This is a genomic window from Pseudarthrobacter woesei, from assembly GCF_055412745.1.
Genome location: NZ_JBVAYU010000004.1, coordinates 95,154 through 116,820, shown reverse-complemented (window position 1 = coordinate 116,820; position 21,667 = coordinate 95,154). Strand labels below are relative to the sequence as shown.

Annotated in this window: 19 protein-coding genes and 1 tRNA gene; 8 read left to right on the top strand and 12 right to left on the bottom strand. The window is 66.6% G+C overall.

The genetic code is table 11. The features are described 5' to 3' along the window. Positions 1 to 355 precede the first annotated feature (355 nt). Both ACZYZE_RS07975 and ACZYZE_RS07970 read right to left on the bottom strand, forming a co-directional pair. Positions 356 to 1,657, bottom strand: a complete 1,302-nt coding sequence (locus tag ACZYZE_RS07975) for an alkaline phosphatase family protein (RefSeq protein WP_463907244.1) — start codon at positions 1,655 to 1,657, stop codon at positions 356 to 358. Continuing rightward, on the bottom strand, positions 1,654 to 3,297 hold the full coding sequence (locus ACZYZE_RS07970; RefSeq protein WP_463907243.1) for an alkaline phosphatase D family protein: 1,644 nt from the start codon (positions 3,295 to 3,297) through the stop codon (positions 1,654 to 1,656). The genes ACZYZE_RS07975 and ACZYZE_RS07970 overlap by 4 nt, the downstream gene beginning before the upstream one ends. Before the next feature lie 218 nt (positions 3,298 to 3,515). On the opposite strand from ACZYZE_RS07970, the gene ACZYZE_RS07965 reads away from it, so the two are divergent. Together ACZYZE_RS07965 and ACZYZE_RS07960 are read left to right on the top strand one after the other, a co-directional pair. Continuing rightward, positions 3,516 to 3,878, top strand: a complete 363-nt coding sequence (locus tag ACZYZE_RS07965) for an ArsR/SmtB family transcription factor (protein ID WP_463907242.1) — start codon at positions 3,516 to 3,518, stop codon at positions 3,876 to 3,878. Beyond that, positions 3,875 to 4,357 carry an SRPBCC family protein gene (locus ACZYZE_RS07960; protein ID WP_459318527.1) on the top strand — a complete coding sequence of 161 codons (483 nt, stop codon included), beginning with the start codon at positions 3,875 to 3,877 and terminating at the stop codon, positions 4,355 to 4,357. The genes ACZYZE_RS07965 and ACZYZE_RS07960 overlap by 4 nt, the downstream gene beginning before the upstream one ends. Positions 4,358 to 4,462: 105 nt before the next feature. Here the strand turns inward: ACZYZE_RS07960 and sucD are convergent, their stop codons facing one another. The 5 genes from sucD to ACZYZE_RS07935 all read right to left on the bottom strand — a co-directional run bounded on the left by sucD (position 4,463) and on the right by ACZYZE_RS07935 (position 11,115). Beyond that, positions 4,463 to 5,365, bottom strand: coding sequence for a succinate--CoA ligase subunit alpha (sucD, locus tag ACZYZE_RS07955; protein ID WP_463907241.1), 903 nt, complete (start codon positions 5,363 to 5,365; stop codon positions 4,463 to 4,465). Between the two features lie 12 nt (positions 5,366 to 5,377). Further along, positions 5,378 to 6,547 (bottom strand): ADP-forming succinate--CoA ligase subunit beta, encoded by a 1,170-nt coding sequence (gene sucC / locus ACZYZE_RS07950; protein ID WP_459318529.1) that lies wholly within the window; start codon positions 6,545 to 6,547, stop codon positions 5,378 to 5,380. 224 nt (positions 6,548 to 6,771) lie between these two features. Then, the gene (locus tag ACZYZE_RS07945) at positions 6,772 to 7,446 is read right to left on the bottom strand and encodes a hypothetical protein (protein ID WP_463907240.1); all 675 of its coding nucleotides are present in this window, start codon (positions 7,444 to 7,446) and stop codon (positions 6,772 to 6,774) included. 82 nt (positions 7,447 to 7,528) lie between these two features. Continuing rightward, complete coding sequence (pcrA, locus tag ACZYZE_RS07940) at positions 7,529 to 10,042, bottom strand: DNA helicase PcrA (RefSeq protein WP_463907239.1); 2,514 nt, start codon at positions 10,040 to 10,042, stop codon at positions 7,529 to 7,531. A gap of 218 nt (positions 10,043 to 10,260) precedes the next feature. Continuing rightward, on the bottom strand, positions 10,261 to 11,115 hold the full coding sequence (locus tag ACZYZE_RS07935) for an inositol monophosphatase family protein (RefSeq protein ID WP_463907238.1): 855 nt from the start codon (positions 11,113 to 11,115) through the stop codon (positions 10,261 to 10,263). A gap of 112 nt (positions 11,116 to 11,227) precedes the next feature. Between ACZYZE_RS07935 and ACZYZE_RS07930 the strand changes: the two genes are divergently transcribed. Then, positions 11,228 to 11,881 (top strand): hypothetical protein, encoded by a 654-nt coding sequence (locus ACZYZE_RS07930; RefSeq protein WP_459318533.1) that lies wholly within the window; start codon positions 11,228 to 11,230, stop codon positions 11,879 to 11,881. 147 nt (positions 11,882 to 12,028) lie between these two features. Here the strand turns inward: ACZYZE_RS07930 and ACZYZE_RS07925 are convergent, their stop codons facing one another. Continuing rightward, on the bottom strand, positions 12,029 to 13,051 hold the full coding sequence (locus ACZYZE_RS07925) for a hypothetical protein (protein WP_463907237.1): 1,023 nt from the start codon (positions 13,049 to 13,051) through the stop codon (positions 12,029 to 12,031). A gap of 210 nt (positions 13,052 to 13,261) precedes the next feature. Here ACZYZE_RS07925 and ACZYZE_RS07920 point away from each other — a divergent pair, with 210 nt between their 5' ends. Beyond that, positions 13,262 to 13,522 carry a hypothetical protein gene (locus ACZYZE_RS07920; RefSeq protein ID WP_459318535.1) on the top strand — a complete coding sequence of 87 codons (261 nt, stop codon included), beginning with the start codon at positions 13,262 to 13,264 and terminating at the stop codon, positions 13,520 to 13,522. A gap of 91 nt (positions 13,523 to 13,613) precedes the next feature. Here ACZYZE_RS07920 and ACZYZE_RS07915 read toward each other — a convergent pair whose 3' ends face one another. The 3 genes from ACZYZE_RS07915 to ACZYZE_RS07905 are packed head-to-tail and all read right to left on the bottom strand — an operon-like array spanning position 13,614 to position 17,975. Next, a complete protein-coding gene (locus ACZYZE_RS07915; protein ID WP_459318536.1) occupies positions 13,614 to 15,137 on the bottom strand; it encodes a putative bifunctional diguanylate cyclase/phosphodiesterase in 1,524 nt (507 codons plus the stop codon). Continuing rightward, positions 15,127 to 15,633, bottom strand: coding sequence for a DUF7793 family protein (locus ACZYZE_RS07910; protein WP_463907236.1), 507 nt, complete (start codon positions 15,631 to 15,633; stop codon positions 15,127 to 15,129). The genes ACZYZE_RS07915 and ACZYZE_RS07910 overlap by 11 nt, the downstream gene beginning before the upstream one ends. Then, positions 15,630 to 17,975 carry a glycosyltransferase family 2 protein gene (locus ACZYZE_RS07905; RefSeq protein ID WP_459318538.1) on the bottom strand — a complete coding sequence of 782 codons (2,346 nt, stop codon included), beginning with the start codon at positions 17,973 to 17,975 and terminating at the stop codon, positions 15,630 to 15,632. The genes ACZYZE_RS07910 and ACZYZE_RS07905 overlap by 4 nt, the downstream gene beginning before the upstream one ends. 203 nt (positions 17,976 to 18,178) lie before the next feature. On the opposite strand from ACZYZE_RS07905, the gene ACZYZE_RS07900 reads away from it, so the two are divergent. Further along, positions 18,179 to 19,753 (top strand): chitinase, encoded by a 1,575-nt coding sequence (locus ACZYZE_RS07900; RefSeq protein ID WP_463907235.1) that lies wholly within the window; start codon positions 18,179 to 18,181, stop codon positions 19,751 to 19,753. Positions 19,754 to 19,780: 27 nt separating this feature from the next. Here the strand turns inward: ACZYZE_RS07900 and ACZYZE_RS07895 are convergent, their stop codons facing one another. After that, positions 19,781 to 20,590 carry a DUF998 domain-containing protein gene (locus tag ACZYZE_RS07895; RefSeq protein ID WP_463907234.1) on the bottom strand — a complete coding sequence of 270 codons (810 nt, stop codon included), beginning with the start codon at positions 20,588 to 20,590 and terminating at the stop codon, positions 19,781 to 19,783. Positions 20,591 to 20,675: 85 nt separating this feature from the next. Here ACZYZE_RS07895 and ACZYZE_RS07890 point away from each other — a divergent pair. The 3 genes from ACZYZE_RS07890 (at position 20,676) to ACZYZE_RS07880 (ending at position 21,666) form a co-directional block, all read left to right on the top strand. Further along, a tRNA-Arg gene (locus ACZYZE_RS07890) sits at positions 20,676 to 20,748 on the top strand. Position 20,749: 1 nt separating this feature from the next. Further along, positions 20,750 to 21,271 carry a DUF6314 family protein gene (locus ACZYZE_RS07885; RefSeq protein ID WP_463907233.1) on the top strand — a complete coding sequence of 174 codons (522 nt, stop codon included), beginning with the start codon at positions 20,750 to 20,752 and terminating at the stop codon, positions 21,269 to 21,271. Continuing rightward, a complete protein-coding gene (locus ACZYZE_RS07880; RefSeq protein WP_463907232.1) occupies positions 21,268 to 21,666 on the top strand; it encodes an NUDIX hydrolase in 399 nt (132 codons plus the stop codon). The genes ACZYZE_RS07885 and ACZYZE_RS07880 overlap by 4 nt, the downstream gene beginning before the upstream one ends. Position 21,667 lies beyond the last annotated feature (1 nt).

The following is a 21,667-nucleotide window of genomic DNA, read 5'->3' as shown; positions in this document are numbered from 1 at the left end:
GTGAACTCGGTACCTTTGCGCAGCCGAAACTCCGGTTCGTGGCGGGATTGTGTGAGCCGGACCACATCCACTACCTTGCCCTAGAATCCATGTACTGTCAAAGGTTTGTACTGACATATTTACAACATGACACGGTGTATGGAAATGCCCCGCGGTGCGGCCGCAGTGACGGCGGCCGGGAGTCTCCGATGTCCCGTTGCAACTTTGTCCTGACATACTAACAAAGAATACTTGAGGCCCACAATACCCGCGGCCAAAAAAGCAACGCGGGGTCACTTCGCGCCCGTCCCGGGGTGTGGGATGGGCGCGAAGTGACCCCGCGTTGTCTTATCGGAAGCCGGCCAGGCCGAACGAACTACCGGGTGAAGGCGGAACTCCGGGCCGTGCCGTCGTAACCGCCGGCTGGGGGCTTCAGCCCGTAGATACCGCCGACGGTCGGCGCGACGTCGACGGTCCGGGCAGCCTCGGAAGACACCGATCCTTTCACTACCAGCGGGCTGCCGCCGGAGACGAAGAACGGAACCGGCTCCGTGGCCGGGTGCCCATGGTTGCCCGGGATCGGGTTAGACGCCACATAGGGGTCGGCGAAGCGCCAGCCCGCGCGGCAGAAGGCCACCAGGTCTCCGGCCTCGCCGCCCAGCCGGAGGTCCGCCGGCCTGTTAACCGACAGCACGCCCTCGTGGGCGCTGACCAACTGTTCGACGGCGGCCAGGCCGGCCACGCGGTCCGCGTCGGGACCGGTCCAGTAGAGCAGGTCCGCGCCCCCGTTCTGGGCAATCGTGATCTTGGACTGCAGCTCCGGACGGGACTGGAGGATGAGGTTGATCGAGATGACATTGCTGGGGATGGACCAGTCCATGGAATGGTCAGCAAGCACCATCACCACGCTGGAGTCCCATTTGCCGGCGTTCTTGAGGTGGTCGGTGAAACGGCCCACCTGCATGTCCGTCGCCGCCAGGGCAGCCTCACGCGCCGCCCGCAGCGTGGTGCCGGACAGGTCCGAGTGGCCCACGCGGTCGATGTCGCCCAGGTTGGTGAACACAAAGTCCGGGTCCGGCCCGCTGACCATCGCCAGCAGCGCGTCCATCGTGGCGGCGTCGGGCGCGTGGCCGGTCACCGGAAGCACCGGCCGGGGTTCCCACCGGTAGCTGGCCCGGGCGCCGAAGATGCCGAACAGGTACTTCTTGCTGAGCACCGATCCGGTGGTGAGCCCGCGCTCCTGCAGCCGCTCCAGGAGGGTGGGGAAGTGCAGGTCCGTGGACCGGTCCAGGTCGCGGACCGCGCCTTCGGTACGGTCAAAGATGGAGTTGGCCGGTACGCCCGAGCGGTCCGGGCGCACCCCCGTCATCATCATGACGTGGTTGGGAATGGTCTCCATCACCGGCAGGGAGCGTGCCGCGGGGAAGTTGGTGCCGGAGTCGCGCAGGGCGGCCAGCCTCGGTGTCAGGGCAGGTGTGATCTCATCCGGCCGGCAGCCGTCCACCACCAGCACGTAGCAACGGGTCCGTCCCGCGGCGGGGGCGGCCCAGGCCGTGCCCTGCACCGAGGAAAGGACGACGGCGGCGCCGCCGGCAGCGGCGATTTGCAGGAACTGCCGGCGTCCCGGCGTCGTGAGTTTGCTGCTGGCAGGTGTGCCCTGCTGGGATATACGGCTCACTGGAGTCCTCCTTGCGTCGGCGTGACCTTGCCGGTGCCGGCTTGCACCTTGAACGATGTGGACAGCGCCGATGCGGAGCTGGCCGAGGTCCGTTCGGCGAGGACGTACCAATCCATCCGGACACCGGCGGCGGTCACTTCCAGGACCGAGTAGCCGTGCGAATCGAAATCGAGGTACTTCACGTGCGGGTTGGCTGCCTTGAAGGCGTTCTCGACGCCGACGGATCCGGTGCGCGGCGGAACGTTGAGGATGTCGTCGAGGTTGTCGCTCGTAACGGAGGTGCAGACGAGCTCCGCGGCAACCGAGTCGCCGGTGGCCGGGTACGTGGCCGGATCCGCGGGGATGTCGCAGGCCCAGCCGGAGTGGATGTCGCCGGTGAGGAAGACGGTGTCCTTGACGGCGGTGTCCCGCAGGTGGCGGATCACGCGGTTGCGGTCCGCCTCATAGCCGTCCCACTGGTCCACGTTGTAGGGCACACCGTCGATGCTCGTGCCGCCCGTCAGCTTCTGGACGCCGGCGACTTCCGCGGTGCTCAGGGTGGACGGGAAACGCACGGGCGCGATCATGACCGGGTTGCCCACGAGCTTCCACTGCGGGCCGGCGGACTTGAGGTTGCCCAGCAGCCAATCCATCTGCGCCGCGCCCGTGATGGTCCGTGCGGGGCTGCTGATCGAGGAATCCGCGCCGTTGGCGGCCTGCTGGTCCCGGTAGGAGCGCAGGTCCAGCATGGACAGGCTGGCCAGGGAGCCGAAGTCCAGCCTGCGGTAGAGCTGGCCGCCCGGCTCGTAGCGGACGGGCATCCACTCGGCATAGGCCCGGTGCGCGGCAGTGGACCGCTCGCTCCAGGCGCCCTCGGCGCCCTCGGTGTGGTTTTCGGCGCCGCCCTTCCAGGCATCGTTGGCCGATTCGTGGTCATCCCAGGTCACGATGAACGGGGCCGCAGCGTGCAGCGTCTGGAGGTCCGGGTCGGTTTTGTACTGGGCATGGCGGCGGCGGTAGTGCGCCAACTGGGTCATCTCGTGCGCGGGGTCATGGGGGCGGACCACCACGTCCCGTGCCTGGTAATCGCCCGGCCCGTATTCGTAGAGGTAGTCCCCCAGGTGAAGGACGGCGTCGAGATCGCCGCGTGCTGCCAGGTGGCGGTATGAGGAGAAGTAGCCCGCCTGCCAGTTTGCGCAGGAGACCACGCCGAACTTCAGCCGGGCCACCGCGGCGCCGGCGGCGGGCGCGGTCCGGGTCCGGCCCACGGGGGAGATCTCCTGCCCGAGATTGAACCGGTACCAGTGGCTCGTGGCGGGAGCCAACCCGGCTGCCACGACTTTCACGGTGTGGTCCCGGGCCGGGCCGGTGGCCGCGGTACCGCGGGCCACCACTTTCTTGAACGCGGCATCAGCGGAAATTTCCCATCCGACGGAGACGTCGGGGCCGGCACCGCTGCCGGGTAGTGATTCCGGGGTGGGCGTGACGCGGGTCCACAGCAGCACACTGCCCGGCATGGGATCTCCTGAGGCGATCCCGTGGCCAAAGAGGCCGGTTTCGGAGGCGGAAAATGCGCCCGCGGGGGTGCCGGCGGCCATGGTTCCGGCCACGGCGGCGACCCCTGCTGAACGCAGTACTTGACGACGAGTAAAGGTAGTCATGCCTTCCAGTATCCGGATGATTCCGCCGCCGACCGGCGGTTTTTCGCGCAGTTAACCGGACATTCGCCAAGTGTTTTCCGTGGCGCAGTGCCCATTCTCGCCGACGGATGGATACACCCCTTGTCATGGTGTGGGCCTCGTCATATTCTTAAACAACCAAAGGGTTGATCAACGAATAGATTGATTACAAAAGACTGGCGAGGAGGTGGGGACACCTGGTGGACGCACGCGACGACGAACTGCTCGACTCGGCGTTCCTCGCCCTGGCCGACCCCGTCCGCCGGCGCATCATCGCCCGGCTCAGCCGGGGCCCGGCCACCGTAAATGAACTGGCGGAACCATTCGCGATCACCAAGCAGGCGGTCTCGAAACACATCCAGGTCCTCGAGCAGGCGCAGCTGGTCACACGCACGCGTGACGCCCAGCGCCGGCCCGTCCACCTGAACCCCGCACGGCTGGAGGCGCTCACCGCATGGATCGACCGGTACCGGCTGGTCCGCGAGGGGCAGTTCCGCAGCCTTGACGCCGTGCTCCAATCCAACGCCGCGGCACGCGGCACCCAGGCAAAGGACTCATCATGACCAACGCCCTGAAAGTCACTGTCCCGGAGGGCCTGCCCTTCATCGATTTCGAGCGGGAGTTCGACTTCCCCGTCGCCGATGTCTTCCGGGCCCACAAGGAAGCCGAGCTGATCGCCCAGTGGCTCGGCCCCCGCGGTCTCACCATCGACGTCGACCACTACGATTTCCGCACCGGCGGCAGCTACAGCTATACGCACACGGGGCCGGACGGCGTGCCCTACAAGTTCAGCGGGGTCTTCCACACGGTCCGCGAGAACCAGTTCGCCATCCAGACCTTCGAGTTCGGTGGTTACCCGGACGTCGTCAGCATCGAGTTCCTCACCCTGGCGGACCTCGGCGGCGGCCGCACCCGGCTGACCGCCCACGCGGTCTACCCCAGCATGGAGGCCCGCGACGGCATGGCACAGTCCGGCATGGAAGACGGCCTGTCCGAGGGCTACGAGCGGCTCGACGAACTCCTCGCCGGCGCCAAGGTCTAAGCGACGTCCTTAAACAGCAACGCGGGGTCACTTACGGCCCATCCCACCGACTGGAATGGGCCGTAAGTGACCCCGCGTTGTAGTTAGTCCTGTGGTGCGTCGACCCTAGAGGGTTGCGAGGACTTCGCGCAGGAGCTTGGCGGTCTCGGACGGCGTCTTGCCGACCTTTACACCGGCAGCCTCGAGGGCCTCCTGCTTGGCCTGGGCGGTGCCCGCGGAACCCGAGACGATGGCGCCTGCGTGGCCCATGGTCTTGCCTTCCGGAGCGGTGAAGCCTGCCACGTAGCCGACAACCGGCTTGGTGACGTGTGCCTTGATGTAGTCGGCGGCACGCTCCTCGGCGTCGCCGCCGATTTCGCCGATCATAACGATCGCCTTGGTCTCCGGGTCGGCTTCAAAGGCTTCGAGCGCATCGATGTGGGTGGTGCCGATGACCGGGTCGCCGCCGATGCCGATGGCGGTGGAGAAGCCGAGGTCGCGCAGTTCGTACATCATCTGGTAGGTCAGGGTGCCCGACTTGGAGACAAGGCCGATGGGACCCTTGCCCGTGATGTTGGCCGGGGTGATGCCGACGAGGGCCTCACCCGGGGTGATGATGCCGGGGCAGTTCGGTCCGATGATGCGCGTGACCTGCTTGCCGTTGGCGTCCACCTTGGACTGGGCCAGTGCCCAGAACTCGGCGGAGTCCTGGACCGGCACGCCCTCGGTGATAACGACGACCAGGCCGATGCCGGCCTCGATAGCTTCGACGACGGCGTTCTTGGTGAATGCCGGCGGGACGAAGACGATGGAAACGTCGGCGCCGGTCTCGGCAATGGCTTCCTTGACGGTGCCGAAAACGGTGATCTCGGTGTCGCCATGCAGGACCGTGGTGCCGGCCTTGCGGGCGTTGACGCCGCCAACAACGTTGGTGCCGGCCTTCAGCATCAGCGCGGTGTGCTTGGTGCCTTCGCCGCCGGTGATGCCCTGGACGATGACCTTGGAGTCCTTGTTCAGATAAATAGACATAGTCGAGTCCCTTTACTTCGCTGCGTTGGCGAGCTCGGCAGCCTTGTCGGCGCCCTCGTCCATGGTGGCGGCCAGGGTAACCAGCGGGTGGTTGGCCTCGGCCAGGATGCGGCGGCCTTCCTCAACATTGTTGCCGTCGAGGCGGACTACCAGCGGCTTGTTCGCGGAGTGGCCCAGCTCGGCCAGTGCACCGACGATGCCCTTGGCGACGGCGTCACAGGCGGTGATGCCGCCGAAGACGTTGACGAAGACGGACTTGACCTGCGGGTCGCCCAGGATGACGTCGAGCCCTGCTGCCATGACTTCGGCGGAAGCTCCACCGCCGATGTCCAGGAAGTTGGCGGGCTTGACGTTGCCGTGGTTCTCGCCGGCGTAAGCAACGACGTCGAGGGTGGACATGACCAGGCCGGCACCGTTACCGATGATGCCTACTTCGCCGTCCAGCTTGACGTAGTTGAGGTCCTGCGCCTTGGCCTTGGCCTCGAGCGGGTCGGCGGAGTCCTTGTCTTCAAGGTGGGCGTGCTTGGGGTGGCGGAAGTCGGCGTTCTCGTCGAGGGAGACCTTGCCGTCCAGGGCAACGATGTCACCGGCGCCGGTCAGGACCAGCGGGTTGACCTCCACGAGGGTGGCGTCTTCCTTCTTGAAAACGTCCCAGAGCTTCAGGATGACGGCGGCGACCTTGCCGCGCAGCTCCTCGGAGAAGCCTGCAGCGGCGACGATTTCGTCGGCCTTGGCCTGGTCGATGCCGACGGCCGGGTCGATCGCGATTTTGGCCAGGGCGTCGGGGCGCTCAACGGCGAGCTGCTCGATTTCCATGCCGCCTTCAACCGAGCACATGGCCAGGTAGTTGCGGTTGGCCCGGTCCAGGAGGACGGAGAAGTAGTATTCCTCGGCGATGTCCGCACCCTGGGCGATCATCACCCGGTGGACAGTGTGGCCCTTGATGTCCATGCCGAGGATGTTGGTGGAGTGTTCAAATGCTTCGTCGGCGGTCTTGGCGACCTTGACGCCGCCGGCCTTGCCGCGGCCTCCGGCCTTGACCTGGGCCTTTACGACCGTTACGCCGCCGATTTTCTCGGCAGCTGCCTTTGCTTCTTCAGGGGTATGCGCCACGATGCCAGCAAGCACGGGTACACCGTGCGCCTCGAACATATCGCGCGCCTGGTATTCAAACAGGTCCACGGTTTAGTGTCCTTCTACGTCGAAGTAGTTTCTGTACAGCCGGACCCCACGTTCTCGCGGTTACCGGGCTGCGGAATAAACGCACCCTGCGACTAGCTTGGAAACGAGCCACACGGCGCAATGCTCCTTTCGGAACTCTAGTCCTTCCTTGGGAGCGGCCCGTCCCAGAGTAGCCGTTATGTGAGGAAGGACACTATTCTATTGAGCGTAGAAAAACCTCTAGATTACGGGGTTTTTGGGGGTTCCGCCGGGGTACGGGAGGCCTGTCCGCCGGCATCGGAGATCAGTTCGTAACGGTCCCGCGACACGAAGAAGGCCACCCCGGCGGAGACGTTTCCGCAGGCGACCCCGCCGTTATACGCCGAGCAGCGCAGCCCGTTCCGCTCCAGGTTCTGGCCCTCGCCGAGGACCGGAAGCTGGGAAATCGGGCCGTTGCGGCTGCCCCGGGGCCCGAAGGCCGCTTCCTGCTGTGTGACGCCGGAACGGCATTCGCCGTAGCTGGCCTTCGCCGGGGTGAGCAGCGCGGCGCCACCCAGGTAGCCCAGGCCCGTTCCGCCACAACTGTCGGTGGCGTCCCTAGCCTCCGGTTTCGGGTAGAGCGCCAGCTCGCAGTGCGCCACCGGGACGGTCGCCAGCTTGTTGTTGGCGGTGTCCGCGAAGCCGTTCTGCTCATACGGCAGATTCACGTGCCCGCCCCTTGCCGAGGTCAGGGAACAGACCACGTTCCGGTCCGCGGTGGTAAAGGCGAGGATCTCCTGACCGGCGGCGAAGTTCGCCGCGTCCGCGAGGGGCGCCTGTTTGAGCTGCTCCAGCGCCGGCAAGGGCGGCGGCGGAACGTAGTCCGGGTCCTTCTGTGTGATGCTGCACGCCGTGGCCACCAGCAGGATGAGGGCGGCCATGATCCCCAGGAATGTCCGTCGCGCGGGCTCCACTATGCCTGCCGCGACCGTTTGGCCAGGCGGGCGCAGGGGCCGACGGCGCTCAGGCATCGAGCTTCGTCAGCGGCGCGTAGCGGAGCAGGAGCCGCTTGTCACCGACACCGAACTTCACCTTGGCCACCGTTTTGTCGCCCGCGCCCTCAAGGGCCAGGACGGTGCCGTTGCCGAAACTCGTGTGGTTGACCTTGTCCCCCACGCTGACGGCGACGATTTCCTTTTGCGGCTGCACACGGTTTTTGGCGATCGCCGCGGGGACGTCGGCGTTGAAGCCGGCGGACGGGCCGGCCTCGGCGCCGCGGGAGGCTCCGGCTCCCCAGGAGGATCCGCCGTAGCGGCTGGAGCCGATAGCGGACCCGCTCCCCCAGCTGCCGGTCTGGCGGTTGGAGCCTTCGCGCCGCCATTCCACCAGCTCGGCCGGGATTTCCTCGATGAACTGGCTCGCGGGGTTGTACTGGCTCTGGCCCCACATGCTGCGGACCTCGGAGCGGGTCAGGTAGAGCCGCTTCCGGGCACGGGTCAGCCCCACGTAAGCCAGCCGGCGTTCCTCGGCCAGTTCCTTCGGATCCGTGGCGGAGCGCTGGTGCGGGAACAGCCCGTGCTCCATGCCGGTGAGGAACACCACGGGGAATTCCAGGCCCTTGGCGGTGTGCAGGGTCATCAGGGTGACGACGCCGAGCCGCTTGGCTTCGGCGACGGCGGCGTCGATATCGGCTCCCGGGGCGTCCGGGATCTGGTCGGCGTCGGCCACGAGGGAGACCTGCTCAAGGAACGCCCCAAGGGAGCCTTCCGGGTTGTCGCGTTCGTATTCACGCACGACGGCGACGAGTTCGGCGAGGTTTTCCACCCGGGACTCGTCCTGCGGGTCGGTGCTGGAGCGCAGCCCGGCAAGGTAGCCGGTCTGTTCCAGCACGGCCTCGATTGCCGCGGCCGCACCGGAGCCGGAGGCCACCTCCGCGAGATCGTCCAGCAGCTTAACGAAGCCCTGCACAGCGTTGACGGAGCGGGTGGCCATGCCCGGCGCCTCGTCGGCGCGGCGGGCCGCGGCCATGAACGAGATCCGGTCCCGCTGGGCGAGGGAGGCCACGGCGCCTTCTGCACGGTCGCCGATGCCGCGCCGGGGCTCGTTGAGGATCCGGCGCAGGTTCACGTCATCGTCCGGGTTGACCAGCACACGGAGGTAGGCGAGCGCGTCCTTGATTTCCTTGCGTTCGTAGAAGCGTGTTCCGCCGACCACCTTATACGGCAGGCCGACGCGCACCAGGACGTCCTCGATGGAGCGGGACTGGGCGTTGGTGCGGTAGAAGATGGCGACGTCGCCGGGCCGCAGATCGCCCTCGTCCTGCAGCCGGTCGATCTCCTTGGCGATGAACTGGGCCTCGTCGTGTTCGTTCTCGCCGACGTAGCCGACGATCTTCTCGCCGTCGCCTTCGGCGGTCCAGAGCCGCTTCTCGGGCCGGTTGGGGTTGCGGGAGATGACCGAGTTGGCGGCGCTAAGGATCGTCTGGGTGGAGCGGTAGTTCTGCTCAAGTTTGATGGTCCGGGCGTCCGGGTAGTCCTTTTCGAACTCCACGATGTTGCGGATATCGGCGCCGCGAAACGCGTAGATGGACTGGTCCGAATCGCCGACGACGGTCAGTTCCGCCGCGCCGGGACCCTCGCCGACAATCTCGCGCACGAGGGCGTACTGGGCGTGGTTGGTGTCCTGGTATTCGTCCACAAGGACGTGCCGGAAGCGGCGCCGGTAGGAGTCTGCGAGCGCCGGGAAGGCCCGGAACATGTAGACGGTTTCGGCGATCAGGTCATCGAAGTCCATGGCGTTGGCCTGGCGCAGCCGCTGCGAGTAACCCTTAAAGACCTCGGCGACGGCCTGTTCGAAGGGGTCGTTGTGGTTGGCAGTAGAGAAGTAGCTGTCGGCGTCGATCAGCTCGTTCTTGAGCGCGGAGATCTTGTGCTGGATGGCCTTGGGCGCGAACCGCTTGGGATCGAGGTCCAGGTTCTTGGCCACGAGCGTGATCAGACGCAGCGAGTCCGCGGAATCGTAGATGGAGAAGTTGGAGTTCAGGCCGACGTTCTTGGCCTCGCGGCGCAGGATCCGGACGCAGGAGGAGTGGAAGGTGGAAACCCACATGGTCTTGGCCCGGCCGCCGACGAGGGCTTCAACCCGTTCGCGCATTTCGGCGGCGGCTTTGTTGGTGAAGGTGATGGCCAGGATCTCGCCGTGGTGTGCGCGGTGGGTGGCGATGAGGTAGGCGATGCGGTTGCTGAGCACCCGGGTCTTGCCCGAGCCGGCGCCGGCAACAATCAGCAGGGCGCTGCCGGCGTGCTTGACAGCTTCTTCCTGCTCCGGGTTCAGGCCCTGCAGCAGCTCTTCCGCGCCCGGTAGCCCGGGGCCGTCATGGTCCTCCGCCCGGTTGGCAGCGTTTCCGGCGCCGGGCCCGATGCTTAGCGCGGAATCGCGGGCCGCCATCCCCGTTCCGGCGGGCGATTTGGTGGCCGCCGCCGTCGTGGAGGCAGCTCGGAAGGGTCCGTCGGTATAAGGGTCAAACAACATATCCATGGTGTTAACAAGTCTAGGCGGTGCCACCGACACCGGCGTCCGCCCCCTCGGGACATGCCCTCCCCTGCCCGCGGCCACCGGACATATGCCCACTATGCCCACCCCTCGCAACCAAGAATGAGCATGTCCCACGGAGGACTGAGCCGTGAACTGAGCATGTCCGCTCCGGAGTCCAAAGAATGGGCATGTCCTGCGGGAGCGGGGTGTAGTGCCTGAACCTAGCCGACGGAGCCGGACTCGAGCGCGGCGCGGAGTTGCCGCACCGCCGTCGTTCCTCCTGCGAGGAACCAGTCCAGCCCGTTGACCCGCACGACGTCGGCCGCGCCGCCGGCCGCGAGAACGATCGCCTGGCCGGGGAGCCAGTCCCATTCCGGGCAGCTGTGCTGGAACCAGCAGCCCAATTCGCCGTCGGCCACCCGGCTGAGATCGCACGAGCCCGAGCCGAACATCCGAAGCGCAGCGGCGGAGGTCGCGGCGGCGTGCCAGGGCATGGCGCACATCGGATCGGTGAGCCAGGTGGGGTGGATGTATGTCGCGGCAGCAAGTTCGGACAACGGAGCGTCCGAACGGCCGGCACCCGCCGCATCCGGCCGGAAGGTGGTCAGTGGTTCGCCGTTCAAAGATGACGACTGCGAGGTCCCGCCGAGCCACAGCTTGTCCTCCTCCGGCTGGAAAACCGAGCCGAGCACCACACCGGAGGAGTCTTTAAGGGCGATGGCCGAGCACCAGTATGTGGAGCCGTGCAGGAAGTTGTAGGTACCGTCGACCGGGTCGATGACCCAGGTCCTGCCGCTGCTTCCCGCCACCGAGGAACCCTCCTCCCCAAGGATGCCGTCGTCGGGCCGGCAGCGCCTTAGCTGTTCCAGTACATAGGCCTCGGCGGCATGGTCGGCGGCCGTGACCACATCGGAGACGGACGTCTTCTGCCGTCCCTCCAGTCCGGCCTGACGCATGAGGAGCGCCAGCGTGCCGGCCTCGCGCACGAGGGCCTCGGCGAGCTGGTAGTCATCCAGGGCAGGGTTGAGTTCGGCGGTGCTGTGCCGGCCAAGCCGGTGTTTTCCTAGTTCGGTCACGCGCCCCAGCCTATCGGCGGCTGTGGGCAACGAACAGACGACGGTGAACGGTTGCTCCTACGCCATGAAGATCAGTGCCGGCCGGGCGACGGCGCGGGGCGATAATGGAGCCATGGCCAAGACTCCCGCACAGCGGATCAAGAAGCACGGCGCCAACGCGGCCGTCCCCCAGCACCAACTGCCGTCGGTGATCAATCCGAGCACCAGCCGGTCCCCGCAGAAGGCTCAAAACAACAGCAATCTGATCCTGATCGCCGGTGTGGTCGCGAGCCTTTTCCTGTTCTGGTACGTCCATCTGCTCACCCTGAACCAGCTCACCCAGTTGACCGGTGGCGTGGCCATGCCTGACTCCCTGTTCGGGGGCTTCGACCAGGGCTTCGTGGAACAGCTCCGCTCGGTCATGGACGAGAACGCCCGCGGGCAGCTCAACTACATCCACAAGACGGCGGGCATGCTTTTCCCGCTCATCTTCGGCTTCACCTGGCTGCTGCTGATCGGCACGAACGTCGCGCGAAAAGCCCTGCGCTGGACTCTCTGGGCTGTTCCCATACTCTTTGTCGTTGTGCGGCTGTGGGCCAACGCGGCCGTTGACACGATGCTGTCAGCCGACGCCGTCGACGCCGGCCAGGTTGCGCTGGCGTCGGCCCTCACCGTTGCCGGTTGGGTGCTTCTGGTGCTGAGCCTCGTGGTTGGCGGAGCCGCGGTGTTCCTGGGCCGCAAGTCTGCCACCGCAGCGGCGCCCAGCAAGGGACATGCCCAGCCCTAGCCCGCTCACACCGCGGGACATGCCCCGCCCTGGCCGCGGCCACTGGACATAATGCCACTATGTCCATCCGCGGGGCGATCCGGAGGGCATGTCCACGTGGGGATGGTGCCGGATCGGCGTTTGCGCAGCGTCAGGCTGTGTGCGGGCTCAGGCCTCGGCTGCGAGGTACTCCCGGGCCAGTTCTGCCCGCTGGGCGGCGCCGGCCGTTTCGAAGTGATCGGCCGCGGTAAGGAGGTTCTCCTTGGCCTTGTCCGGATTTCCGAGGGCCGCGTAAGCCCGGCCCAGGAGGAGCCTGGCCTCGCCGAGGATTTGTGGCACCGTAGTGTCCGCGTCGGCGCAGACCCCTTCGAGCAGCTCGGTGGCCGTCTTCGGATCCCCCGCCAGGTAGCTCCAGTGGCCGCGGTTCAGCCTAAGCAGGATGTAGTCTTCCGCGGAACCGCCGATGACGTCCGTGGCCAGCTCTGCCCGCTCGATGCAGCGCAGGGTGTCCGCGTCCGCGACGTCGGCTGCAAGCCGCATCGCTGCCGAGGCCTTGTTGAATTTCGCCCAGACATCGAGGTTCCTGGCCGGCGAGAACGTTGCAGCCGCCCGCTCGTGGTACGTGAGTCCGTCCTGCACCCTGTTGCAGAGAAATGCGACGTTCCCGATAACCCAGTACGCCTTGCCGAGAAGGTGATCATCCACTTCTGCGGAAATCACCTCTGCCATGGTGAGGCATTCCGCCCAGGCTTCCTCGAGCTTCCCGCTGTCGGCGAGAGCGGCTATCAGGGCTTGAAGGGCCATGACGTCTATCTCGACGTCGGCTTCGTCCTTCATCAGATCCGAGGCGGCCCTGGCCTCCGCCGCGGCGTTCTCCAGCAGCCCAGAGCCCTGGCGCGCCTTCGCCATCAGAATGTGCGTCTGGGCCCGCAGCCGGGGCGTGCTGTCCCCCGGCTCGTCGATCAGTGTTTGCGTAACGTCTGCGCAGTCCTCAAATTTCCCGGCAGCAAGCAGGTTTTCCGCCTGGAAGAAGGTCATGTTCCACCATGATTCGGCGTCCCCGTCACCGCGGGCAATTCTCGCGGCAGCCTGGGCGCTCGTCGCGGCCTCGTCGAAGTCATGGCTGTCCCGGTGTCCGCGCGCCTCTAACTCAGCGGCGACGTATGCTGCGGAAACGGTGTTTTGGTGCATGAGTCAATTATCCGTCGCCGGGGACATGGAAACGGCCAAAACGCGCAAGCAAGAGCAAGCAAGGATTGGCGCAGGATTCTCACAGGTGCGCGCGAATAGCACAAGATTATTTGATCGCAGTTGAATCGTCATGCTTGGGCGTGTCGCGTACCCCTATACTTACCTCGTACCACATGAGTCACTTCAGCCCCTTTCGTATCAGGAGTCTCCATGAAGAAAACCCTTGCAACACTCCTCGTCGCCGGTGCGCTGGCTGCCGCGGGCCTCTCCGCTGGTGCAGCAGTCTCGGCAGCCGGCAGCAACTCAGGCCAGGACTCCGTCGTCGCGGTGGGCTGGTGGCCCGACACGAACCCGCTGGTCGGCTGGTGGCCGGACTCCACCACGCAGGGGTCACTCTCGGCCGTGGGCTGGTGGCCCGACACCACCAAGCCGACGGTCGGCTGGTGGCCGGACGCCAAGCCGCGCGTCTAGTCATGGGCACCACCGGGCGGTGGGTATTCGGATATTGACTCCGATACCCACCGCTCGTGCTTTAAGACGGGGCGGACAAGCAGGGCCGCCCCTACTCCCCCAGACTGATCATGGACTCGATCTCGGCCGCCGCCACGGGCCTGCTGAAATAGTAGCCCTGGCCGCTGGCGCAGCCCAGCTCGGTAAGGATCCGGGCCTGCTCCGCCGTCTCGATTCCCTCGGCAACAGCTTTAAGTCCGCAGGCATGGATAAGGTGCAGCACGGCCCCGACGAAGTCTCCCTGCCCGTCGTCGGCGCCCAGGCCGTCGATCAGGCTCTTGTCGATCTTGACCACGTTCACGGGCAGTTTCCGCAGGTAGCTGATGGACGAGTAACCGGTGCCAAAGTCGTCGATTTCGAGCTGCACACCGAGCCGGCGCAGCCCGCTGAGCGAGTACTTGTCCACGTCCCCGCCATTCACGGCCATGGACTCCGTCAGCTCGACGATGAGGTTTGCGGCGTCCACCCCCGTCTCGCGGAGGATGTCCCGGACATGTTCAATGAGGTCCAGGTTCTGCAGCTCGGTGGTGGAGATGTTGACGCGGACGTTGAAGCTGCTGTCCACGTTCAGCTTCTGCTGCCAGTCCCGCAGCTGGCGCACGGCGTTGCGCAGGACCCAGTGGCCCAGATCCACGATCATGCCGGTCTCTTCTGCCAGCGGAATGAACTGGTCCGGCATCAGGAGTCCACGCTCGGGGTGGCACCACCGCACCAGCGCCTCGACGCCTTCGATCCGGCCGGTCGCAAGCTCCACCACCGGCTGGTAGTGCAGCGTGAGCTGGTCCTGGCGGATTGCTTCGCGCATTTCGGTGATCATGACGCTCTGGAGCCGGCGAGCGTAGAGCAACGCCGGTTCGAACACCTTGACGCTGCTGTGCGGCTGCGCCTTGGCCGCATACATCGCCGTGTCGGCTTCCATCACGAGCTGGTCGGCGGACTGGCCCGCTTCCGCGACGCGCAGGCCGATGCTGGTGCCGCAGGTGACCCGCAGATCCCCGATTTCAAGGCTCTCGCTGAGAGCCTTGAGGATCCTGTTGGCCACACGGCGGGCCCGGACCAGATTGGATTTGGGCAGCATAATGGCGAATTCGTCGCCGCCGAGGCGCGCGACGGTATCCGTCTCGCGGACCGCCTCCTGCAGCCGGCCGGCGATCATCCGGAGGACGTCGTCGCCGGCGCTGTGGCCCAGCGTGTCGTTGATGCCTTTGAAGGAGTCGAGATCGAGGATCAGCAGGGCCGGCGGCATTTCGCCCCGAGCCGTCTCCGCAAGGGCGTGGCTGAGCACCGAGTTGAGCGCGGTCCGGTTGGCGAGCTGCGTCAGCGGGTCGGTCAGCGCCATACGCTCGAGCTCCACTTGGGCCGCACGCAGCATGGCCGTGCGGCTATCGACGCGTTCCTCGAGCTCCTGGTAGATGGTCTGCAGATCATCGGCCATCAGGTTGATGCCGGCGATGACGGCCGCGACGTCGTCCCGGGCGCCCGAGTGCGGGATCCTGGTGGAAAGGTCTCCGCCGGCGATGCGGACGATACCCTCGACGAGGGCGTGCAGCCTGGGGTCCGGAGGATCAGTCTTCACTCGCGTATTGCCCTAACCACTCGACGGCTTGTTCCTCGGATGTAAAGAACTCAGCCGGAATCGTCTCGCTTCTCGACCGCAGCAGGTAGTGGGCGATGACCCGGTCCACGGGGCTTTCGCCGACCAGGGCAAACGCGGACGCGGCAATGCACGTGGCATAGACGTGCCGTGCCTCGACGCTCACGCCAAGAATGCCGGTGATCACGAGCAGCACCGGCATCCGCCGGCCGCCGGCCAATTCCCGGACGATGCCACCGGCCACCCGCGCCTCGGGCCCCTCGATCTCCTGGTTGGCCGGGAGTGCCACCTCGATAATGCCCCGGTCCAGCATCCGGACACCGATCGGCTGGCCCGCGCCCGCACCAGCGCCCGCGCCCGCACCCACGCCCGCACCCGCGCCCGCAGCGGCCGCCGCAACTGCTGCCGCGGCCAGGAGGCCGGCCCCGGGCTCCGCGGGGGTTCGCTCATCGGGCCCGGCCAGGGCTTCAACCGTCAACGGACTGAAATCCGGCGACGGCGGTCGGCGGAGCCGCGAAGATCCCGGTTGAGCCGGCGGTCGCCATGGTAGAGAATCGTCTCCCAGTCGATTTCCTCGGCTGTCTTGGGAACCACGGGGCTCTCCTTCACTTTCTTGGGCCGCGGGCTCACATAGAGCCAGTTGACCGTTCCTAGGAACACGTCCACCGCGGAATTGAAGACCCCGATGTAGGCGCGGATCGCACCCGCGGCGAGGATGGCGTTGAGCGATGCGAAGGCCACGTTGCCCCAGTTTCCCAGCTGGGCGTCCCGCCAGACAGTCAGCAGCGAGAACGCCACGATGGCGTACGGCGTCAGCACATAGATCGCGGGTGCGGAAGTACGGTCCTTGACCTTCGGGGTGCGGGCGAACGGGATCTTGTCACCGGTGACAGCCTGCTGCAGCGATTTGAGGACGCCGGCCAGGTTCACCGGCAGCAGGACCAGGTTGAAGCCATAAATCCGGAGAATGTCGCTGAAGCGGTGCCCGCAGTCGCGCAGGTCGCTGCCCATGGCCAAAAAGTACGGCAGGGCGGCAAGGAACACGATGGGGCTCAGCAGCCGGCTGTCATAGGGGTAGGCCAGCAGGAAAAGCAGGCCAAAACTTGCCCAGGCGATGGACGCCATATAGTTCACCCGCAGCAGCACTTCGCGGAACAGGATCGCCCGGCGCTCGGAACGGTGCTGGCGGAGCTGGACCCACAGCTTGGGCAGGATCAGCAGGCCGCCGTTGGCCCAGCGCCGGCGCTGGACCACGAGGGAACCGAAGTCCGGCGGGGTGGCACTGTAGCTCAGCCGTTCCGGGTAGTTGACCAGGGTCCAGCCGTGCTGGCCGAGGTCGATGCTGGATTCGGTGTCCTCGATGACGGTTCGGTCCTGGATGTAGGTCCGGATCTCGAATCCGCCGCTGCTCTCCACCTCAACAATGTCTTCCAGGGCGCGCTTGCGGATGACCGCGTTCGCGCCCACCCAGAAAGTGGCGCCGTAGTACGTCATGCCCTGGTGCAGGATGTGCTGAAGGTCGGTCGTGGCTCCGGCGACCCGTTCGATGCGGGTCGGCGCGCCGCGGAAGGAGGAGTACGGCGTCTGGGTCACGGCGACCCGCTCGTTGCCGGCAGATTCCAGGAAGTAGACCAGACGGAGGCAGTAGTCGCGCAGCAGGAGCGAGTCGGCGTCGAGCGTCAACAGATAGGTGGTGTCCCGGAAGTCCGCCACCCGTCCCGGCCCCTCACGCCCGACGTCGGGCTGCAGCTTGCGCAGGACCACGCCGTCGGCGGTGGTCTCTTCCTGCCAGGAATGCCCCATCAGCGAGATGTAGGCATTGAGGTTCATGGCCTTGTTGGCCTCATGCGAGAGGCTCGCGTACTTTTTCCGCTCAAACGTCTCCGTGGACACGGTGAAGATCCAGGTCAGCCGCAGGTACAGCTCCTCGAGCCGGGACCACGGCGGCGACGCCTGCTGGACGGCGGCCGCAGTCAGCCCTACCAGCACCAGCCGCAGTTCGCGGGCCAGCCCCATCAGGACCAGGTCCACGAAGAACTCATCCACATGGTCCTCGACCTGCTCGCCCGCCGCCATCGACTCCAGCCAGTCCGCTGCCGCCTCGTATTCGGCGATCAGCAGGGCCAGCTCGGCGGGCTCATCGTGGACGGCAGTCTTGGCGCGGCGCCGGAAGTCCGCCAGGGCGGTTCGGAAGCGTTGTGCCGGCATGCCCAGGGCGGCGGCGATCTCAGCCGTCAGTGCCCGGGTCTTGTCCAGCCGTGCGAGGTCCGCCGGATCCGAAGGGTGCGGCGGATCATCTAGCAGCAGAACGATCTTGAGATCCGGAAACTCCTGCAGTGCGGCGGACCACAGGGTGGCACGCACAACCTGCGGCTCCTCGGCATAGGAAGGCACCAGGACCGTGATGCCGTCGGCATAGTCGACAAAGTGGCGGTCGAGTTCCCCGCGCGGAACGCGCTGGTGGTCCCGGAACCGGTACATCGCCCCTTGCCTGGCCAGGAGATACATGAGTGCCGAAAACGTCAGGAATGTTACGACGACAAGATAGGAGACCGTCTCGAATTGAAACCGAAAACCGGCATTCGGGTTATCCGCGAGTTCTTTGAGGATTGTCGAAATGACGTAGGTAACCCAGGCCAGTACGGTGGTGAGAATGGCCAGCCGGCCGAGGATGATTTTGCGCCGGGAGGGCCGGGGGTGCACGATCGACAGCGGCTCGGAACGCCGCTCAGCCCCCCATTGACGGCGCCGCGCCGCACCCTTTTGATCGGCGGAGACGCCCTCTGCGTCAAGTCGCGGCAAGACAAGCTGATCAGACATTGGTCCCCATAGACGGCAAAGTCGGCTTTTCGGCATGCGCTTATGTCAAATCGCGCACGATGCACCGGAATGTTCCAGTGAGTGCCCTTATGATAATGCAAGGTCAGACCGTTGCCGGACATCAGACACCCCGGAAATAACTCGAACTGATCCTCCTGGCCGGCACGTGACCGGCAGATCACTTAATGACATAAGGGGGCCCCGTGTCCGAAAGATTCCCAGGCCGCAAGTTATCGCTCGCTCGGTTGGGCGTCCTCACCGGCGTCGTGGTGGCCGCCGTCATCGGCGGAGTAGGCGCGTGGGACAACTTCCAGGACGTTCGGGCAGCCGAGGCCATCCCCTCTATCTTCTCCGGCTATGTCGACGTCACCGCGACTCCGCGGTACGCCTTCGAGGCGCCGGTGTCCAAGGAGGCCGAGAACGTGGTGCTGTCCTTCGTGGTGGCCGATGCCAAGGACGCTTGTGCCCCCACCTGGGGCGCTGCGTACTCCCTCGACGAGGCCGGCTCGGCCCTGGACCTAGATCGCCGCGTGGCCAGGCTCCAGCAGCTGGGGGGGACCGTGTCCGTCTCCTTCGGCGGACTGATCAACAACGAACTGGCCACCAGCTGTACGAACCCGGAGCGGCTCGAGGCTGCCTACCGTGCCGTCGTCGACCGCTACAACGTCAGCAGCATCGATCTGGACATCGAGGGCGGGGCCCTCAGCGACGTCGCCGCCCTGGACCGGCGCTCCGCGGCGATCGCGGCTCTCCAGCAGGACCGCCGCCGCGACGGCAAGGACCTCAGCGTCTGGCTGACGCTTCCGGCCGACCCCAACGGTATGACGACGGAGGGCACCGACGCCGTGCGCCGGATGATCTCCGCGGGCACCGAGCTCGCCGGGGTCAACGTCATGACCATGGACTATGGCGGAAGCAAGCTGCCGGGCCGCTCGATGTACGAGAATGCCGTCTCCGCCGCGGAGGCCACGCACGGGCAGCTCACCGCCCTGTACCGGGCGGCGGGGAGCGAGCTGGGCGGCGAAACCGTCTGGCGCAAGGTCGGGCTGACCCCGATGATCGGCCAGAATGACGTTGCCGGTGAAATCTTCACCCTCCAGGACGCGCAGGAGCTTAGCGGCTACGCGAGCGCCAAGGGCGTCGGCCGCCTGTCCATGTGGTCCCTCAACCGCGACCGGACCTGCAGCCCCAACTACCCCGACGTCCAGCAGGTCTCGGACGGCTGCAGCGGCGTGGACCAGGGCTCAGCGAGCTTTGCCGCGATCCTCGGTGCCGGCGTCACCGCTCCGGCAGCTGCACCGACGGCCTCCACACAGCCCACGGCGGCTCCCGCCGTCAGCGACGATCCCTCCACCAGCCCGTACCCGGTGTGGAGCGAAACCACCGCCTACACCACCGGCGAGCGGATCGTCTGGCACTCCAACGTCTATGAGGCCAAGTGGTGGACCCGCGCGGACACCCCGGATGACCCGGTTCTCCAGGGCGCCGCCACGCCGTGGCGCATCATCGGCCCGGTGCTGCCCGGCGACAGGCCGACTCCCCAGCTCTCCGCCCCCGCCGGTACCGCCCCCCAGTGGCAGCCGGCGACGGTGTACCGCAAGGGCGACCGCGTCCTCTTCGAGGGCCGCGTCTTCGAAGCGAAGTGGTGGACCCAGACGAACAGCCCCGAGGCCGCCCTGCAGGGCTCGCCGGAATCGCCGTGGTCAAAGCTGCGGGACGAGGAACTGCTGAAAATCATGGCGACCGCGTCCGCCGCACCGACGGTGGCGCCTCAGTAGCTGCCGGCAATCAGCGGGCGTGCGGGGTCAGTTCTGCTCGCGGCTTTCGGCCGCACTCTGCGGCCGCGCAAGCCGCTGCGGCCGCGCAAGCCTCCGCGCCGTCCGCTCCTGCCGCACGCGCTGTGCCACGACAAGCCCCACCGCTGCCATGCCGATGGTGATCGGGTACCCCATCAGCCGTTCCAGGCTGCCGGGCTCCGGCACCTCCATGCCCGTCACACCGCCCGTGATGAGCGCGCCGAGGGACACCACGCCGCATGCGAGGATAAACCATCCCAGCGGGGACTGCCGGAGCCACAGCCGGCCGAGCACCAGAAGGGCCACTGCTCCGGCAGCGAAGTACGCCACCGCGCCCACCGCGTGCCAGCCGGAGCCGGCGTCCTCCGGCACCAGCCCCACCAGAACTGTGCCCGCACCGGCGACGGCGGTGAGCGTGCGGGCGATGATCGCGGCGGCCCACGGCGTCCGGCCCGCCGAGGCCGGCGTGAACTGTGCCCCGGCCCGTGCCGCCGTGCACAACAGGGCCGAGCTGAGGAGCACGGCGCCCACCATCATCCCAACGCCCTGGACCACGAACGAGGCATTCATCAGCAGATGCGCCGGCGAGCAGACGTCCCGGCCGTCGAACACCCCGCAGCCGCCGGCGCCCAAATCGCTGATGTAACCCGTCCGGCGGCTGTACGGCGCGGATCCCGCCCAGGCACCGATCACGGCCGCCTCCGCCACAAAATACTGCAACACACTCAGCAGTGCCAGGGCACCCGCATAGAACCGGGTGGAGGGCACATCCGGGATGTAGATGGTGTTCTTGGATACCGCGGAGGCTGGGACAGTCATGGCAAGAGCGTAGTACGGGCCCTCACCTTGTATGCTTATATCCGTGTCCGAACGGGCCGGCCTCGGCCGGCCAACCCGGATGCCCGCCCTCGTAGCTCAGTGGATAGAGCACGGCTCTCCTAAAGCCGGTGTCGTTGGTTCGATTCCAATCGAGGGCACTTGAACCCCCAGTCCCCGGACACCGCTCCGGACTTCGACCTCCGCGCCTACCTGTTGGGCGGCTGGAACGTGGAACGCACCCTGCTGGACCGGGCCGCCGGCACCCGCGGTGCCTTCACCGGCGTCGCGCGCTTCACTCCCCGCAGCGGTGCGGACAGCGCTCACGGTGACGACGCACGGGACGACGGCGGCCTCCGCCTCCGCGAAGAAGGCACCATCGCCTGGACCTCCCTCAGCGGCGAACCCTTTACGGGGGCTGCCAGCCGCGACTACCTGCTGCGCTCCACGGAGTCACCGGACACGATGGATGTGCTCTTCCCGGACGGCCGGCCCTTCCACCGGATGGGGTTCGGCGCGCACAGCAACCACGACCAGCATTGGTGCGCCCCGGACACCTACCGGGTGAGCTACACCAGAACCGGCCCGGACGAATTCCGCTACCGCTGGGACGTCACGGGACCGGCCAAGGACCAACAGCTCGACTCCGTGCTGCGCCGCCAGCTGCCGGGCCCGCAGGAATGAATCCGCTCATTGTTGTCTCCGCAGTCTGCGTCTTTGATGACGCCGGACGGCTCCTGACCGTGCGCAAGAAGGGCACGGATAAGTTTATGCATCCCGGCGGCAAGCCGGAGACGGGCGAGACTGCCGCCGAGACGGCGTCGCGCGAACTGGAAGAAGAAGTGGGAATCGTACTGGCGCCGGAAGAGCTGGAGCTCCTCGGGATCTGGCTCGCGGACGCCGCCAACGAGGCGGCCACACAGATCGAGGCCACCGTCTTTACCGCCCCAGGGGTCTGGAGCGCCCGCCCCTCCGCCGAAATTGCCGAGATCCGCTGGCTGGAACTCGACGGTGAACTGCCGAACGACCTGGCCCCGCTGCTCACCGACCACGTCTTACCGGCCCTCGCCTCGAAATAGC